Source organism: Alicyclobacillus tolerans, from assembly GCF_048984885.1.
In the GTDB taxonomy this organism is placed as follows: domain Bacteria; phylum Bacillota; class Bacilli; order Alicyclobacillales; family Alicyclobacillaceae; genus Alicyclobacillus_I; species Alicyclobacillus_I tolerans.
The window spans coordinates 52,164-67,433 of the sequence record NZ_JBMGNK010000003.1 but is presented as its reverse complement, the minus strand read 5'-3'; the positions used below and the strand labels follow the sequence as shown (position 1 = coordinate 67,433).

17 protein-coding genes and 1 pseudogene are annotated in these 15,270 nt (G+C 38.9%); 9 read left to right on the top strand and 9 right to left on the bottom strand.

Translation table 11 applies throughout. The annotated features are described in order from the left end of the window. Positions 1-59 precede the first annotated feature (59 nt). The 5 genes from ACOJUR_RS15675 to ACOJUR_RS15655 all read right to left on the bottom strand — a co-directional run bounded on the left by ACOJUR_RS15675 (position 60) and on the right by ACOJUR_RS15655 (position 4,982). Positions 60-1,358, bottom strand: a complete 1,299-nt coding sequence (locus tag ACOJUR_RS15675; RefSeq protein ID WP_420950628.1) for a helix-turn-helix domain-containing protein — start codon at positions 1,356-1,358, stop codon at positions 60-62. Between the two features lie 745 nt (positions 1,359-2,103). After that, positions 2,104-2,508: a hypothetical protein gene (locus ACOJUR_RS15670; protein ID WP_420950627.1), complete on the bottom strand. Its 405-nt coding sequence runs from the start codon at positions 2,506-2,508 to the stop codon at positions 2,104-2,106. A gap of 37 nt (positions 2,509-2,545) precedes the next feature. Continuing rightward, positions 2,546-3,361: a helix-turn-helix domain-containing protein gene (locus ACOJUR_RS15665; protein ID WP_420950626.1), complete on the bottom strand. Its 816-nt coding sequence runs from the start codon at positions 3,359-3,361 to the stop codon at positions 2,546-2,548. 345 nt (positions 3,362-3,706) lie between these two features. Next, a complete protein-coding gene (locus tag ACOJUR_RS15660; RefSeq protein WP_420950625.1) occupies positions 3,707-4,222 on the bottom strand; it encodes a hypothetical protein in 516 nt (171 codons plus the stop codon). Beyond that, entirely contained in the window at positions 4,209-4,982 is a 774-nt protein-coding gene (locus tag ACOJUR_RS15655) for a ParA family protein (protein ID WP_420950624.1), read from the bottom strand. The genes ACOJUR_RS15660 and ACOJUR_RS15655 overlap by 14 nt, the downstream gene beginning before the upstream one ends. 257 nt (positions 4,983-5,239) lie before the next feature. On the opposite strand from ACOJUR_RS15655, the pseudogene ACOJUR_RS15650 reads away from it, so the two are divergent. The 5 genes and pseudogenes from ACOJUR_RS15650 to ACOJUR_RS15630 form a co-directional block, all read left to right on the top strand. Further along, positions 5,240-5,370: pseudogene (locus ACOJUR_RS15650) on the top strand (IS3 family transposase); the annotation flags it as partial. A 223-nt stretch (positions 5,371-5,593) separates the two neighbouring features. Beyond that, on the top strand, positions 5,594-5,725 hold the full coding sequence (locus ACOJUR_RS15645; protein WP_420950623.1) for a hypothetical protein: 132 nt from the start codon (positions 5,594-5,596) through the stop codon (positions 5,723-5,725). A 184-nt stretch (positions 5,726-5,909) separates the two neighbouring features. Beyond that, a complete protein-coding gene (locus ACOJUR_RS15640) occupies positions 5,910-6,791 on the top strand; it encodes a DUF2726 domain-containing protein (protein ID WP_420950622.1) in 882 nt (293 codons plus the stop codon). 151 nt (positions 6,792-6,942) lie between these two features. Next, a complete protein-coding gene (gene tnpA / locus ACOJUR_RS15635; protein WP_420950621.1) occupies positions 6,943-7,347 on the top strand; it encodes an IS200/IS605 family transposase in 405 nt (134 codons plus the stop codon). Further along, positions 7,289-8,434, top strand: a complete 1,146-nt coding sequence (locus ACOJUR_RS15630) for an RNA-guided endonuclease InsQ/TnpB family protein (RefSeq protein WP_420950620.1) — start codon at positions 7,289-7,291, stop codon at positions 8,432-8,434. Before tnpA ends, ACOJUR_RS15630 begins: the two co-directional genes overlap by 59 nt. 142 nt (positions 8,435-8,576) lie before the next feature. On the opposite strand, the gene ACOJUR_RS15625 is transcribed toward ACOJUR_RS15630, so the two are convergent. Beyond that, positions 8,577-9,841, bottom strand: a protein-coding gene (locus ACOJUR_RS15625; RefSeq protein ID WP_420950619.1) for an IS3 family transposase whose coding sequence is annotated in 2 segments (ribosomal slippage) — positions 8,577-9,520 and positions 9,520-9,841 — 1,266 coding nt in all. Because the reading frame shifts where the segments join, the coding sequence is not laid out codon by codon here. 403 nt (positions 9,842-10,244) lie between these two features. Between ACOJUR_RS15625 and ACOJUR_RS15620 the strand changes: the two genes are divergently transcribed. From ACOJUR_RS15620 to ACOJUR_RS15605, 4 genes are read left to right on the top strand one after another with little or no spacing between them, the layout of a single operon-like run. After that, positions 10,245-11,087, top strand: a complete 843-nt coding sequence (locus tag ACOJUR_RS15620) for a hypothetical protein (RefSeq protein WP_420950618.1) — start codon at positions 10,245-10,247, stop codon at positions 11,085-11,087. Continuing rightward, complete coding sequence (locus ACOJUR_RS15615) at positions 11,080-11,760, top strand: ABC transporter ATP-binding protein (protein WP_420950617.1); 681 nt, start codon at positions 11,080-11,082, stop codon at positions 11,758-11,760. Before ACOJUR_RS15620 ends, ACOJUR_RS15615 begins: the two co-directional genes overlap by 8 nt. Positions 11,761-11,764: 4 nt before the next feature. After that, entirely contained in the window at positions 11,765-12,565 is an 801-nt protein-coding gene (locus ACOJUR_RS15610) for a hypothetical protein (protein WP_420950616.1), read from the top strand. After that, positions 12,562-13,359, top strand: a complete 798-nt coding sequence (locus tag ACOJUR_RS15605) for a hypothetical protein (RefSeq protein ID WP_420950615.1) — start codon at positions 12,562-12,564, stop codon at positions 13,357-13,359. The genes ACOJUR_RS15610 and ACOJUR_RS15605 overlap by 4 nt, the downstream gene beginning before the upstream one ends. A 13-nt stretch (positions 13,360-13,372) precedes the next feature. Here ACOJUR_RS15605 and ACOJUR_RS15600 read toward each other — a convergent pair whose 3' ends face one another. Genes ACOJUR_RS15600 through ACOJUR_RS15590 form a run of 3 tightly spaced genes read right to left on the bottom strand, consistent with a single transcriptional unit; the run spans position 13,373 to position 14,974 of the window. Continuing rightward, entirely contained in the window at positions 13,373-14,329 is a 957-nt protein-coding gene (locus ACOJUR_RS15600) for a site-specific integrase (RefSeq protein ID WP_420950614.1), read from the bottom strand. Then, the gene (locus ACOJUR_RS15595) at positions 14,319-14,723 is read right to left on the bottom strand and encodes a hypothetical protein (protein ID WP_420950613.1); all 405 of its coding nucleotides are present in this window, start codon (positions 14,721-14,723) and stop codon (positions 14,319-14,321) included. Before ACOJUR_RS15595 ends, ACOJUR_RS15600 begins: the two co-directional genes overlap by 11 nt. Continuing rightward, positions 14,720-14,974 (bottom strand): AbrB/MazE/SpoVT family DNA-binding domain-containing protein, encoded by a 255-nt coding sequence (locus tag ACOJUR_RS15590; protein ID WP_420950612.1) that lies wholly within the window; start codon positions 14,972-14,974, stop codon positions 14,720-14,722. Before ACOJUR_RS15590 ends, ACOJUR_RS15595 begins: the two co-directional genes overlap by 4 nt. Between the last annotated feature and the right edge of the window lie 296 nt (positions 14,975-15,270).

Here is a 15,270-nt window from a genome sequence, read left to right as displayed (position 1 = left end):
TCGTTGGATCAGCTGTATCTATCCCCTTTATCAGGAGCCTTTTTTGTATGAATTCGGACTTAACCGTCCGGAAAAAGCTCGTAAAAAGCTGGATACCTAGGATCTTTGGGTTTCGGTGAATTGATGGATAGATGAACATCATTGGAACGATAGCTTGTCCTGGAACGTTGATGAGTGGTTGCCTGGTCTCCGTTGTTGGCCTTGGTTTCAAAGGAAATCAGTGTCGGTTCAGAACGCTTGGCCAGTTCTAATTCCCACTGACTTTCGATGACAGCCAGGCAGTATGCTGCTGGTGCTCTCAGTTTCTTTCCAGGATGATACAGTTCAAACTGTTTGAAAGCATGATCCATGCCCTCCAGTATAAATGTTTTGGGGACACCACTCGCAAGAAGACTCACCAGTTTTCTGTAGTCTTCTTCCCGGACAACGAAAGGCCGACCGAGATAGATCATGATTTTTTGTTCAAAAGCTTGGCAGGCAGGTTCGACGACCTGTGAGTGAAAGTCTGTGTGATTGGGGTCCTTCGGGTTAGGGATTTCTTCCCAAATAGGTTCCAGAGCAGCATGTCCATTCATCGTATAGATAGGTTCCTGGTTCATTTCTAAAGATGCGGTTGTTTCTGGATTTTCGTTCTTATCCCAAGCGTATTCTTTCATAGTGTTGCTAGGTGATGAAGAAGATGAAGTGGGCATGTCAGAAAAAAGAGTTGATGTCGAAAAATTTTTTTCTTCAGCTTCTTGATTTTCCACGGTTATGTCTATATAATTCGCGCGCGCATGCGCGTTAATCTTATTCTTATTATTTATAGATCTATTCAAAGATCTATTCAGTGGTACCTCAGGTCCGGTACCTACTGGTACTTCAAGTTCCACTGGATGATTCGGACCCACTGGAACCTCAGGTTCCAGTGGTACTTCAGGTACCACTGGCTTTTGATATTCAACTTCCCAGTCGTCAACGGGATTAGGTAAGGGATGTTCCCCGACTAGTTTTAAAGCAGAATCAATCAAGGGTTTGAAATTGTAAACCATGGTTCCCAGTTGTTTATTGGTTTTGTTTCGCCGTCTACCAATCATGAGCAAATTTTTGGATTCCAAGCTGTCAATCCATTTTCGAACTTGCCTTGTACTGCATTGCAAATGGTCGGCTATCTTTTCGTGGCTGGGGTATGGATCTTGATAGTCATGCTTATACGTTAAAATGCAGCACAACAAACCAAACTCACCGTGTTCGATACCGAGTTTTCGATAATTACGAACAATGATATTAGGTATGCCAAGGAATCCTTCGTCTAAAAGTCGAGTCCCCCAAATGATTTCTAACGGAGATTTTTCGATGGAAGTGTTTGTGAAGTTCAAGCGATCCACCCCACTTTCCGGGCAGAACCTTTACGTAGAGAAAGTATGGTGTTTATGTATGGGGTACATAAATTCAAAATCTTCAAAACCAAAACCTCCCTAGTGTTAGTTGTGAAAAAGAAATAAATACCAGGGAAGTTATCTACCCAAAGACCTTGTATGACTAACATTTTTTGAGTATAATGTAGTCACCGTTTGTTTTATTTATTGGTTTTGGGTAGATAACTTCCTGTTTTTTGGAATCGGTTATATTGAACAATGGGACTTGTTCAATATAACCGATTTTCCTTAGGTGGGCTTTTTGATCGAGACATATGAGTTCACTCCTTTTCTTTAGGAATTAGGAATAACGAATATAGCAAAAAAACGGCTACCTGGGTGTCTTGAAACCAAGGAGCCGTCAATTTTTCAAAATCATCATCAGTATGTAAAAGGTTTTCGTATACCTTACATCGAATCTGATGGTGATCTTGGAGTTGGGCACTCCTTGATCGGTGACGATAGGTTTAGGGTTGAAACCTATTCATCACACTCAGGTCGAGCTTATCAGCCTTCAGGGGCTGAGAGCTTTTTTAGTTGTCCTCTACTTTATTTTGGTAGAGGACGGCTGACCTGAGTTTACCAGATTCGAACAAAAAAGTGAATCATACTTGTCGAAAACGAGAGAATAGCGTCGATTTCAACCAATTCACTTTATGATTCATAAGCTATCATAAATAATAACGAATAGATCGTCACAAAATCCTCATGTTTGTGGTGTGTTTGACAATTGTTGTTCCTCAATAATTTTTCTTGCTTCTACACACTCGATTTTATAGGCAACGACACCGATTGACCCTTCCTCAACCATAAAATGAGGTTCGAGTAACAACTCTCCTTGAATGACAATTCGACTCCCCTTTAGTTTGATTCGTGCTTGTTTATACTCTTTAGCCATTTGCTCCCATTGTTTGTGGTTAACAAGGACTGTCCATTTGACTGTTTGGGAAGGCAATGGTAGACCCTTTGGAGCGTTGGGAGACCCTTTAGTTTCAAATCCTAAGGAGTGCATGACAGCTTTATGACGCTCACCAGGTTTTTTGATTGAATAACTATGTGGATAATTACAAAAACTTCTTACGATATCAGATATTGTGATCTTCCCACTCATATTTCTCAATCCTTTGAAATTATTTTTAAAATACCAATTAATTCCCTTCCATTAATTTGTAAAATGCTTCATACCTAGGATCTCTTTTTTCTTTTTTGTTTACTTTAACTATCCCATTTCGAAGTAAGGAACCGATAAATCCTGCTGGATTTCTTACACTATCTTGAGTTGCAAGATCAGCAGCATATAGTACATCATCTGAATTTGCGATTTGTAGCCACGCTTTAATCGTTTTTAATTGAGCATTGATTCCCTTTTCTTGCAATATATTTTGTAATTCTTTACACACATTTATTTGTTCGTCATAATTTGTTGTTTCAGAAGTTAAGGTAACCGCAATTTCGTTATTCCATGTAGTGTGTGTTGTTCTATATGTTTTCTTTAATGAGTTTTGTTTATTGTGTATTGTTTGTGTTCGCTTGACGGACGGGGCCCGTTCATCCTGCGGATGGGGGTAGTTCGCTTGGTGAACGGGGGTAGTTCGCTTGACGGACTGGGGTAGTCCGTCAGACGGACGGGGGTGATTATCTCCTAGTATGGCAACATCATCTGGATGAGTGATAGTGTATAAGTTGGAATCTCTAGCCCCATTTTCTTTGTATTGTTCTTGACGTATGAGTAGGCCGATAGTTTCAAGTTCTTTAAGCGCTTCAGCAACCTTTGTTCTACCCCACCCAATTGCTTCTCCTATTGTTTTATAGCTTGGAAAACTTTGACCTTCTCTGTCGGCGCATCTACAGAGAAATATATAAACAGCTTTTGCGCATGCGCTGATCGGCATTTCATAAATTCCATTTGGCGTTTGAAAAAAGTTACTAGTCCAGCCTTTTCTAACGCGATCTTGTTCGGCCATTTGTGTTCCTCCTTTAGGAGGACGAAAAAAACGCTTTCTAGCCTAAAAATATAGAAAGCGTCCCAGTTTCTCTCAGTTTGTAAATTTAGAGAAAGCATTGCATATGCCCTATAATTTGATATAATAAGCACATACAATTTAACAGCTGGGACAAGAAACTCCGTAGGCGGCCAAACCTTTAACGGGGTTTCTTTCTTTTTCCGTCCACTATTTTCTTGTCTCTTAATCTACCACAAAAAATTGATAACGTACATTACAACATTCGACAACTTATTTTTTTTGTTTATCGAAGAGGAATGCCAACGTGTAAGAGTAGCAATCACTTCCATTAGGAATGGGAAATGGTCATTTTTCTTCGAGTTGATTTAACCCTGCTTCCAACAACTCATTGATAAACTTAGTTTTAAATCCTCTTGAGTAACGTTTAGAAATTTTTTCGAGCCGTGAAATCAGATCTTTTCTAATGACAAATGTGTGCTTAGCGTATAATTCGTCATAACTTTTTTTTGCTTTTTTTTCTTGCTCATATTGTTTGATAACGCTTGCAATATTAAAGTTTTTATCATCTCTATATACATCCACGTCTTTAGTTTTTGTTAATGTATTTTCATAAACATCAATAGTATCTGTTTCTTGATTACTTAATGCATTTAGATTTTCTTTATTAGTTTTAGATGTATTTAATTTGTTGTCTAATTTGGTATTGTTTTTTGGTGTACTTACACTGTATACCAAATCAGTTTGTAAGTTTGTAATTTCCGATCCCATAAGTTCGTTTAAAACTTCTTTTTTGTGTGATGGCGTTTCTGTTCGGGAAGGCATTAAACTTTCAAATCTTTTTTTCCTATCATTCGGTGACACGATTTAACAGCTCCTTTACAAATTCCTCATACATGGCCAACGCTTCACGATCAGCACGACTTTTTGTCTGTATACCTTCTATACTAAATTCGATAATTCTAGATTTTCGTCGTATTACAGTATTGAATACGAAATCTTCATATTCCTCTTTAACTCGTTCCATTATGTAATTGCCAATAGATGTTCTTGCGTCAAGTAGGGAAGTGAGAATACCTGCAATTCGCAATTTTGAGTTAATCTTTTGTTGAGCAGCTTCTACTAATTCCAAATATCTATCTAATGCGTCGTACGCAAATGGTTCTGATTGCATAATTACTACACAATAATCACTTGCGCAGACTCCGTTTAAAGTTAACCCGCCAAGATTGGGAGGTAAATCGACAAATATAAAATCATATTGGTCTCGAATTATATTTAGAGTTCGTAGAAGAACCGTCATTTGTTGATTTACCGGAACCTCTGTATATATCCACTTATCAAATTGTGATAAAAAATCCTCGGCAGGAAGTAGATGGAGATTGTCGGATATTTGATATATGTATGGCCTAGGATCTCCATCTTTACAGGCTTCTAGTATAGTTTTATGTACAAAATCGTAAGGACTACGCCTTGTAAGAAATTGTGTTAAATTGCCCTGGCTGTCGAAATCTACTCCCAGTACATGAAATCCTTTTTGAGCCAATAAGTATGAAGTAATCCCTGTTGTTGTGCTTTTGCCTACACCTCCTTTTTGGAGTCCGATGCTGATAATTTTACCCACAAAAACACCTCCGTATTCAATTGGATTATAATATAAGAACATTATACAGGTTTGTTTTAATAGTGTGAGTAATATTTTTATATAGACAGTGTACTATCACTAAAAAAGTGTACCAAATAAGTGTGTCATAAGTGTGGGTTAAACTCTGATATTATTGATTCAGGAAATTACTGTATCTAAGTAAAGCAATCGGTCAAAAAATCGTTGCCAAAATGATGCAGGATAACAGAATCAGGATCTGTACAGTGCGCAAATACAAGGCGACGACGAACTCGAAGCACAATCAGTGCACGAGAACGTATTAAATCAAACGTTTCAAGCACAGCGTTCCAATCAGGTTTGGATGTCGGACATTACATATGTCTGGACCGAGGAGGGATGGTTATTCCCGTCATATTCGTAGTAAGAGTTTGACGCTCGATCCTCCGTGTCCAATTTGTGAAGTGAATAGGTTCCTTGCGATGTGGATGGCCGTTGAAACAAAAATGCCGTTCGCGCAAATAACCTGTGCGAGACTGACAGCTTTGTTGTACGTTGCGGCCTCCCTGTCCAATTCTTCGCTTGTGATAAAACCAAAACACTACATGCAGGGTTGACCTAACAGACTATCGATGGGTGATAGTCGTAGTTATCCCAATTGGTTGCTGTTGATAGCACTAGAGTTGAAGCAAGCAGTGAGTCGTATCGAACTAAGCAAAAATGGGCGATTCGGAGACATTCACATCAAGTTGCATGTGTTGTAAGGGAAAGCTGGTTCGTTCCATATTAGGGTTAGTCCTTCTGGATTGACCTGTTTTCGTTTCTCGCTATTGTTTAATTGTTCAAGTCAGTGGGCAGGGACAGATACCACACCATGAAGAATATGCAAGAAGGCAGGTAGAAAGCATTCGGGGATAATATTACAAACATAAAGGGGTTTGCTTCACTATGTTTAAGAAAATTATGAACTTGTCAGAAGCTATCACATACAATCAAGCACAGGAAATTTGTGAACGGAACGGTGCAGTTGCCTACCCGAAAGTAAGGCTTGCAGATATTCTGCCGATTGAAAACAGTGGTATTTCCGATGAGTTGTTTAAGTTTGCCTTGGCTTCACACTTTGACGTGATTGTTACGAATCGTGAAGGGTATCCGCTTTTTGCTGTTGAGTTTGACGGGGTACAACATGTCCAATCCCCAAAACAGATTGAACGTGATAAGAAGAAAGATGCGTTGTGTGAACGGTTTGACATGCCACTGTTAAGAATCAACACAGAATATCTCAACGATTATTACCGACAAATGAACTTGTTAAGCTGGTGTATTGAAACTTGGTTTGCTTTGCAATGGTTCAGCGAAGCACAAGAAAACGGTCAAATACCTTATAATGAACCATTTATGCCACCAATGAGTTTTAACCACATTCCGGGGTATAATAAGAATTTTCCTTTATGGCTTTCTAAGGATGCTTTAGGAAGGATTGCCAAGCTATATGAACAAAACGTTATTGTGGATATGTCACCGTCAACCATAGTTTGGAGTGACAAGTCAAATAACGAATATCACTCCCTTGCATGGGTGTTAATTGACGAAAATAGGGCGGTTCTCACAACGGCAAACATCAAGGGTCAAAACTTCCCTATTTCAATGGTAGACGTAGTGGAAGACATTGCGTTGATTCAACTGAATAACAAACTGGTTCAGACGTTGGATAACGAAGTCAGTGCAGTGTCACCTGAAGCCATAGACCAAGCCATTAGTGATATGGAAGCAAAAAAATACGTACTTTCACATTTATCCATTAGCAGTCGTCCTAAAACAAAACGTTAGTAGGTACAATTGGATTTTTTTGGAATGGGTCCCTTAAGGCTTTAACGATCTTGCGCCAGAATTCTTCCTCCTCTAAGGCGGCGAGATGAATGGCGTGTATTTCTTCTCATGATATACTATCAGTAGTAATGGTAAAGAAGGAATATATCATATGGAACTTGAGAGTAATAATCATTCAGTGTTCTTGATGTATTACCACCTGATTTTGGTGATTAAGTACCGGCGTAAAGTGATTGATGATGCCATTTCGGACCGTTTGCGTGAGATTTTTGAGTACATACAGCCAAATTACAACATCACGCTTCAGGAATGGAACCACGACCGCGATCATGTACATATTTTGTTCAAGGCTCATCCCAATTCCGAACTATCTAAGTTTATCAACGCTTACAAAAGCGCGTCATCAAGGATCATCAAAAAAGAATTTCCGCACATACGAAAATCGCTTTGGAAAGAGTATTTTTGGTCACGCAGTTTCTGTTTGCTTACGACAGGAGGTGCTCCAATTGAGACCATCAAAAGGTACATCGAAAACCAGGGAGAACGAAACCGTTAGTGTGTTGCGCTTTCGTTTGGAACCCACGAAAGAGCAAGAGCAAACACTCTTTCACACCTTCTCTTTGTGCCGAAGATTGTACAACGAGGCGCTTGAGGAAAGGGTGACCGCTTATCGCGAAAACGGAGTCTCCATTCGCTATACAGAACAGCAAAACCGCCTGCCAGTGTGGAAACAGGAACATCCCGAGTACAATGAAGTTCATTCGCAAGTGTTACAAAACGTGTTGCAACGTTTGGATCAGGCGTTTGTAAACTTCTTTGAGAAACGGGCAAAGTTCCCGAAGTTCAAAAACAAATTCATGTTTCGATCCATCACCTACCCGCAAGCAAGAAACACATATTTTCGTGACAACAAGGTGTATCTTCCGAAAATCGGTTGGGTCAGGATGAGGGCACATCTTCCATTTGATCCTGTGTCTATCAAAATGATCAATGTCAAATTTCATGATAGCAAGTGGTATGTGAATCTTACCTATGTGACAGAAGCAGTTGCGCCACTCAGAGAGATTCAAAACGCGGCGGGCATTGATCTTGGATTGCTTTCGCTGATTGCCACCTCGGATGGGGAATTCTTCGAAAATCCCAAGTGGTTACAGAAGAGCGAAAAGCGCCTGAAGCGCAAGCAACGACAGCTTTCCCGCAAAAAGAAAGGCAGCAATAACCGCGAAAAGGCTAAACGTGAACTCGGATATATTCACGACCATGTGGCAAACCAGCGTAAAGACCACCTGCACAAAGTGAGCCGATCGCTGATTGACCGTTACGACCTCATCTGCATGGAGGATTTGCAAGTGAAAGGGATGATGAAAAATCATCGACTTGCGAAATCCATTGTAAACGTAAGCTGGGGCAAACTCGCTACCTACCTGGAATACAAAGCCAAAAATGCTGGTAAGCAACTGATTAAAGTGCCACCGCATCATACGTCGCAACTTTGTAGTGGCGGATGCGGAACGATTGTAAAGAAAGACCTATCGGTGCGAATCCATAAATGCTCTGTATGTGGATTAGAAATTGATCGTGACGTAAACGCAGCGATCAACATTCTACATCGAGGGTTAGAAATACTACAGCAAGTTAGCTAACTTATATGCGCCATATAGGCATGGAACGTGCCGAATCCACGCTTGTGGAGATCATGTAAGACCTGTTACAGCAGGCGATGGTCGATAAAGCAACGGATTGACACCCGTAAGTTGGACATAGCTCTCTTTTTCTAGCGTTTTCTTAGACTTTCACATTTTCTTTCGGTTTTAATCCGGTATCACAATGCTTTTTGTGAAACTCGACCGGCGATAAGTAGTGCAGGCTGGAATGCATCCTTCTTTCATTGTAATATTCCATGAATGAAACTACTTCCCGATATGCCTGTGTATAACTCTCAAATTCAAAGCGAGAAAAACAGTCATCTTCCAGTATCCTGTGAAAAGATTCGATATGAGCATTCATATTTGGTGTCTTTGGCGGTATCCGCTCATGCTCCAGCCCAAGTTGTTCACATGTGGATTCAAACAGGTGACTGACAAACTGTGGCCCATTGTCGGAACGAATTACAGGCAACTCGGATTTCCCGTATAATTTTCGTTTCCAGAGCGCACTTTTCAGTGTATTTGCAGCATCTGTAGCCTCGCAGCGCAACCCAATATGGTAGTCCACAATTTGTCTGTCATACACATCAATATACGACAGCACGAAGAAGAATCGATCTTCACCCGTAATATAGCCATACTTAATATCCACTTCGAACAATTGATTCGGACCCGTGATATCTCGGTTTCTAGCCAATTTCCGAGGATGCTTTTCCTTCAATTTGCGTTGTGGCTTAAGGATCTTCAATTCCTTGCAAAGCCGATATACCTTTTTCTTGTTGATAACCAACTGGTACTTTCTCTTTAATAAATAGGTTAACTTGAGATATCCATAGGCAAAACCATCTCCTTCTATTTCATTCATAATCCATTCCTTGGCCTGCTCGTCACTTACCTTGCTGCCATCTTGTGTATAGGTATATTCGGTTACAGGACGCCCTCCAGCAGTCGTTCTCGGCTGTGGTTCATGTGTCTGCTGATAGTAATAGGTGGACCTAGAAACCCCCACGATGCGCAGCACGATGGTGACTGAATACCCGGCTGTGATCCACTTGTGTGCAATAGCTATTTTATCCGCAAGTGAGGGTTGGCTTTTTTTAACAGGTCACGCAAAATGTGATTTTCGAGTGCCTGATCAGCTAATACCTTTCGTAATTTATCATTCTCAGAAGCCAACTCTGAACGCTCTTCAACGACCTGTTGGTAATCATCTGAAGTGACATGTGTTGGTATACCTTTTGATTTTCCAGGCGTTATACCTGTCTTCTTAAACTCACGAGTCCATCTACCAACCATATTGGCATTTAGATCGTGCTTCCTTGCCACAATAGTAGGACTACCAGTTTCCAGACATTCCTGGACGATCTGTTGCTTGAACTGTGATGAAAATTTCCGTCGTTCCATAAAGACAACCTCCTGTTGCTTCTAGTCTCCTATACTTTAGAGAGGTTGTCCAACCTGATTTCGGGGCTTAAGAGGGAACAAGTCAAGCTTCTAGTTCTCAGACACTCTATAACAATTCATATCAATATTATACTGCGGATGGCACAGCTGCTGGTACAGAAATTAATCTTAAAATCTTTGGGGATTGGTGGGTACCGGTGGATGTACAAGTAAACGGACAATGGTGGTCTTGACGAAATAGTAATGACTATACGTACTTTTGTAAGGAATCATTATTAAACATAATCAACAACCTCCAATTTCAACTATAATAAAATGAAATTGGAGGATTGTAATTTATTATAATTTAAAATACACAAATTATTAGAGAAATGAAAATCTCAGCGAGAAAATTGGAGGATAAATGAAACAGGTTTTTTTTAGTGAATTGTATAGGTTGTTACATAGTTGGCGTCGTTGGGGAATTTCATTAGTGGTTATGTGTGCTTTTCTATATCAGGGAATCTATAGCTATTCAAGTGAATCCATTACAAGTTCTACAAGTTCTTTCTTGGCATATCTGTCTGCATTAGGTATTGGATCGCAAGCTTATTGGGTAGGGATATTACCCATAATTGCTACGTGGATTGCAGCAGATAGTTTTGCATGGGATAGAAAAACTTCTTTTGTCTATTTTTATTTATCCAGAATTTCTCGAATAAATTATGCTATTGGCAAGTGGTGTGCAATTCAATTGTTTACGATGTGTGTATTTTTGGTAGGTTTAATTTTTTGCTTTATCCTTTCACTTTTAAAATTCCCAATCAAATTGCCGGATTGGAGAATAGTTAAAGGAGAATATACAATTTATCAGTACCATCAACCTTTATCAATCATCAATCCATTTCCTGTATTTTTTCATAATTTCTTTTTTCAGCATCCTTTTATGTATTTATTATTATTTAGCGTGATCATTATTTTATCGGCTTGTACTTGGTCTAGTATAGGTATGTTATTTTCATTGATCAGTTCAAATATTTACTTCACATTAGCAGGTTCGTGGATGGTTTATGTAATTGTAACTGCCGTATGCGCCATTCCAATAGTTAGACTAATTAATTTTTCTCCATTAGTTATGTCAGGTCCATTTTTAAACAGTTTTTCGATATCCCCCATATGGGCTGTGATTTATTGGCTTATACCGATTGGAATTAGCTTATTCATCTTTATGGGAACATATAAAATGAGGAGAGATTTTTTTGACTGAATGTGCCATTGAAGTTATGGATGTCTGTAAAAAGTTAGGTCATGAGATGGTGTTTGAAAATCTTAATTTGTCGGTTAACTACGGTGAAATTGTTGGAATAATAGGTTCGAATGGTTCGGGAAAGACTTTGCTATTAAGAATATTAAGCGGGTTAGCATATGTAGATTCAGGTAGTGTCAGAGTAGGAGATGTTTATCTATCTAAGCCTGGAGTGTTTGGTCGCTTAGCTGCTCATGTTGGTTTGCTTATTGAAACTCCGGGTTTTCTACCCTATTTATCTGGATTTGAAAACTTACAAATATTGGCACACATTAGAAATAGGATAGGTCAAGATGACATTCGAAAAACAATGGAACTAGTGGGATTAGATCCATATAATCGTAAACCTGTAAAACAGTATTCTCTTGGTATGCGTCAACGATTAGGGTTAGCACAAGCGCTTATGGAAAAAAATAAAATTCTCTTACTGGATGAACCTACGAATGCCCTAGATCCAGAATTTACAACAGTTTTTTTGGATATTTTAAGTCATTTAAAAGAGGATGGTACAGCAATCATTTTAACGTCTCACGAAATGGACGAAGTTAGAACAATATCGGATAAATTGTTAAAAGTGAAAGATAAAAGGCTGATATTACAGTGGGATATGGAAGTGTTTAATGATGAACCTTAGTTTAGTGTATCTTATTTTAAATAGAAAAAATTGGCTAACAGTTCCTGTTCTTTCAATTATTATTGCATTATCCGAAGTTCTATCAATGTCCCATTTACCTGTAAGTAGAATAGATTTTAATGAATGGGATATACTCATAAATTCTTTTGATTCGCCTCTTCTTGTTTCAATTATTTATCCAATTCTCTTTTTTTCATTAACAGTTGATGTATTAACAGATGAATTTGCAGAGAATTGGCAATGCGGGATGATAATGAAATATTCTTCCCGTATAAATTGGATTTTAAATAAGATTTTTACCACAGTAATACTTGTTTTGGTATATATTATGATTTTTTTGTTTTTTATTCTAACCATAAGCGCACTTTTTGTTCCATGGGAGCCTGGATGGAGTAAGGCATCCTATGCATTAGATACGTTATCAACGGGGGGGCTATCTGCATCAATTTTTAATTTTCCACCCTATGTTATTATACTCAAAATCATTATTTTATTATTTGTTGGTTTATTTGTTTGGTCATCTTTTGTTACAATCATTGGATCTTTTTTTCGGAAAGCATTTGTTGGGTGGTTAGTTGGTGCATCTATTTGTATGATTTCCTATGGGATATGGATGACTCATTCTAATATGAGTATGTATGCACCTACATTACAAATGCTACTCAAAGTGCATTCTGGTTTTTGTTCAAAACTCTTACATATTCCACATTGGTTTAACATTGAGTGGTCGATTGGGACTGAGATCAGTATATTGGTGATTTCAATATTAGTATATATATTATTGTTTAGGAGACATATATTGTGATGAGTTCTTTTTTTAAAATTACTCTAATGGAGTTTTGTAGGATATTAAATAGATGGTATTGGTGGATTGCCCTGATTTTAACTGGATTACTATTTTCGTTTGAAAATTTATCGAAATATGAAACAATAAGTGTATCTAAAATGGAGAATTATCACCTATTTTTATTAGAAAAAGTTTGGTCAGGCCCTTCTATTCATGGAACCTTAATAGAAATTCTATTTTGGAATTTGCCACTTATCATTTTCTTATTACTAGAAGAAGAATCTTTATCACCATTCAGAAGATACTGGAGATATCATATATTGAGTCGGTCAACCAATCGGTTTTTAATGTGGGAGAGTTATACGCTTAGTTTGTACATGGCTTGTTTTATAGGTGCAATGATTTTGGTTTTGATGAGTATTTTTTTTGACGGATGTTTAAATGGTTATTTATCTATTTTAAATAGTATAGAAAATGTCTCGGAGATCATTTCTCTGTGGGGGTATTTTATAAAAATATCGATAGTTTTGGTTAATGTAATAAATATAAGAATATTGATTGATTCCATAACTTACAATTTTAACATTTCAGCATTTCCCTTATCAATTTTATTCATTATTATAATTGTTTTTTTTGAGACAAACCATATAAATATTCCATTTTATTTACCTTTTATAAACTATCATTATATTTTTACATCGTATTACAATCAAAAAATTGGAAAATACACTGAGTTCTTAATCAATTGCCTAACTTATATAATTTTGGCTAATTTCTCTATTTTGTTGATCAAAAGAAAACAAACTATTTAGCTATTCAAATACATTACAACCCCACCCGTCCTGATGGGTTATCGCGAAACAAACTTCCATCCCGTATGTATCGTCTCAATGTCACTAATGACTTGTGCCGGGTTTGTCGCATAATGTCCCGTTCCAACACACCATTGACCGCAGCCTGTGTGGCAAATCCAGCACGCAGGCTGTGGCCGGCGAATTGGTCAGGATCTAGCCCGACCTTTTGTGCATAACGTTTGATGATTAAAGCTACGGATTGGGCGGTCAGTGCTCTTGGTTCCACATTGTCGGACTTATTCACTTTACGGAAGATCGGTCCATTCACGATAAACGCCTCATCGAGCCAAGTTTGTAGTGCTGTAACGGGGCAAGTGGATGCCTGTTGGCCACGTACAATGGCAATCCGTTGTCCTTCTCCCTCTTGATCGGTTTTACTTTGTGGAATGGTCATGACTACGCCATCCTCACGAAATTCAACATCCTCCCATCGTAATGCAACGAGCTCTGACCGTCGAAAGGCTCCAGCAAACCCAATCAGCAGGAGTGCCTTATCTCGGAGTCCCCGGAGTGTAGTTGTGTCGATAGCGTCGATCATTTTTCGCAACTCGTCCGTAAGAATAGGTTGTTTAGGTTCAGCAGCTATGCCATGTTCTCTGCGAATGCCACGCCATACGGTACGCACCAATAGAGACCGAGTGGGGGTTTCCCATTGTTTGGCTTGATGTGCTAAGGATAAGGAAGAAAGTCGACGAACGATGGTACTGGTTTTCGCACCGGCTTCGGCCAGCGCGGAGATATAAGCAGCGACCGTTTCGGGAGTGGCAGGTAAACTTTGTCGTTGATGAGCCTGGCACCACTGGACAAAATCCTTCCAATCGGCGCGATAAGCACGTCGACTATTTTCTGCATGTGAACGTTCCAGATAACGTTCAACTCTGTTTTCGAAAAGAGCGCGATCTACTTTAAAAATGGATTTATCCAACATGGTCGATGTCTTCTTCCAACATGTTCTGTTGTTCCTTTGTGTGTAACGTTTCGAGTTTCGATTCGTAGGCGATGATTCTAGACCAAGACTGGGGAAAAGTGTCCTCCGAAGAAGCAAAGGCTTCCAGTGCATTGAGTAAACGATCCCTATCGGTTGTTCGTACGCCTGGAAGCAGTAGGAAACGGATCAATGCGTTTGCAATAGCTTCATGAGAGAGTGTAGGTTCCACCAGTTGTAGCATGCGGCAACACTCTGCAATTGCTACCGCATCCACGAACACACGTGCACGATTTTGGGCAGCCCATTCGAGAACTTCAACGAGTGGATCAGCACTTTCGCTACCCAGCAGAAATTCCACAATGATATCTGCATGTGCAACCCATGTCTTCATCAATACGAAGTCTCCTCTTGGTTTGGCGTTGGGTGTTCTGTCATTGTATGAGCGGAATGATCCGTCCATTGCTGCTTTTGTAATAATCCACGTACAGTATTCACTTGAATCGACTTTAAATTTTCCAAGTAGACACGTCCCGTATCATCCGTACGAAAAGCAATACGATCGTTAGGTTGTATTTGTAGGAGTTCTCTCACTTCTACAGGCAAAGTAATTTGAAACCGTTGAGAAAGACGCACGATGGATAACAACAATTTCACCACCTCATTTTTAAATGTACGTTATTTATGAATATATCATATTTCTTCATAATTTATCGGAAGAACTATCATGAAGTTAATTATGAGAATCTACACGTATTACTAGCGATAATCTTATCTTATCGATACTAATATGCAAATAAAAAATGGATATCTATGGATGATGTATGTTTTTGTTTTAGACGTATAAGGATTGAATCGGTGGATATTTCAAGAAGTTACTGTAATAATACGGACTTGCGGAGAGATACAAGATGAACTGCAAAGGATATGGAGGGTAAGGATAT

Coding starts and splice junctions, on each gene's coding strand:
- ACOJUR_RS15645 (WP_420950623.1), top strand. CDS start 5,594: ATGGGTGATAGTCGTAGTTATCCCAATTGGTTGCTGTTGATAGCACTA.
- ACOJUR_RS15620 (WP_420950618.1), top strand. CDS start 10,245: ATGAAACAGGTTTTTTTTAGTGAATTGTATAGGTTGTTACATAGTTGG.
- tnpA (WP_420950621.1), top strand. CDS start 6,943: ATGGAACTTGAGAGTAATAATCATTCAGTGTTCTTGATGTATTACCAC.
- ACOJUR_RS15670 (WP_420950627.1), bottom strand. CDS start 2,508: ATGAGTGGGAAGATCACAATATCTGATATCGTAAGAAGTTTTTGTAAT.
- ACOJUR_RS15665 (WP_420950626.1), bottom strand. CDS start 3,361: ATGGCCGAACAAGATCGCGTTAGAAAAGGCTGGACTAGTAACTTTTTT.
- ACOJUR_RS15600 (WP_420950614.1), bottom strand. CDS start 14,329: ATGTTGGATAAATCCATTTTTAAAGTAGATCGCGCTCTTTTCGAAAAC.
- ACOJUR_RS15640 (WP_420950622.1), top strand. CDS start 5,910: ATGTTTAAGAAAATTATGAACTTGTCAGAAGCTATCACATACAATCAA.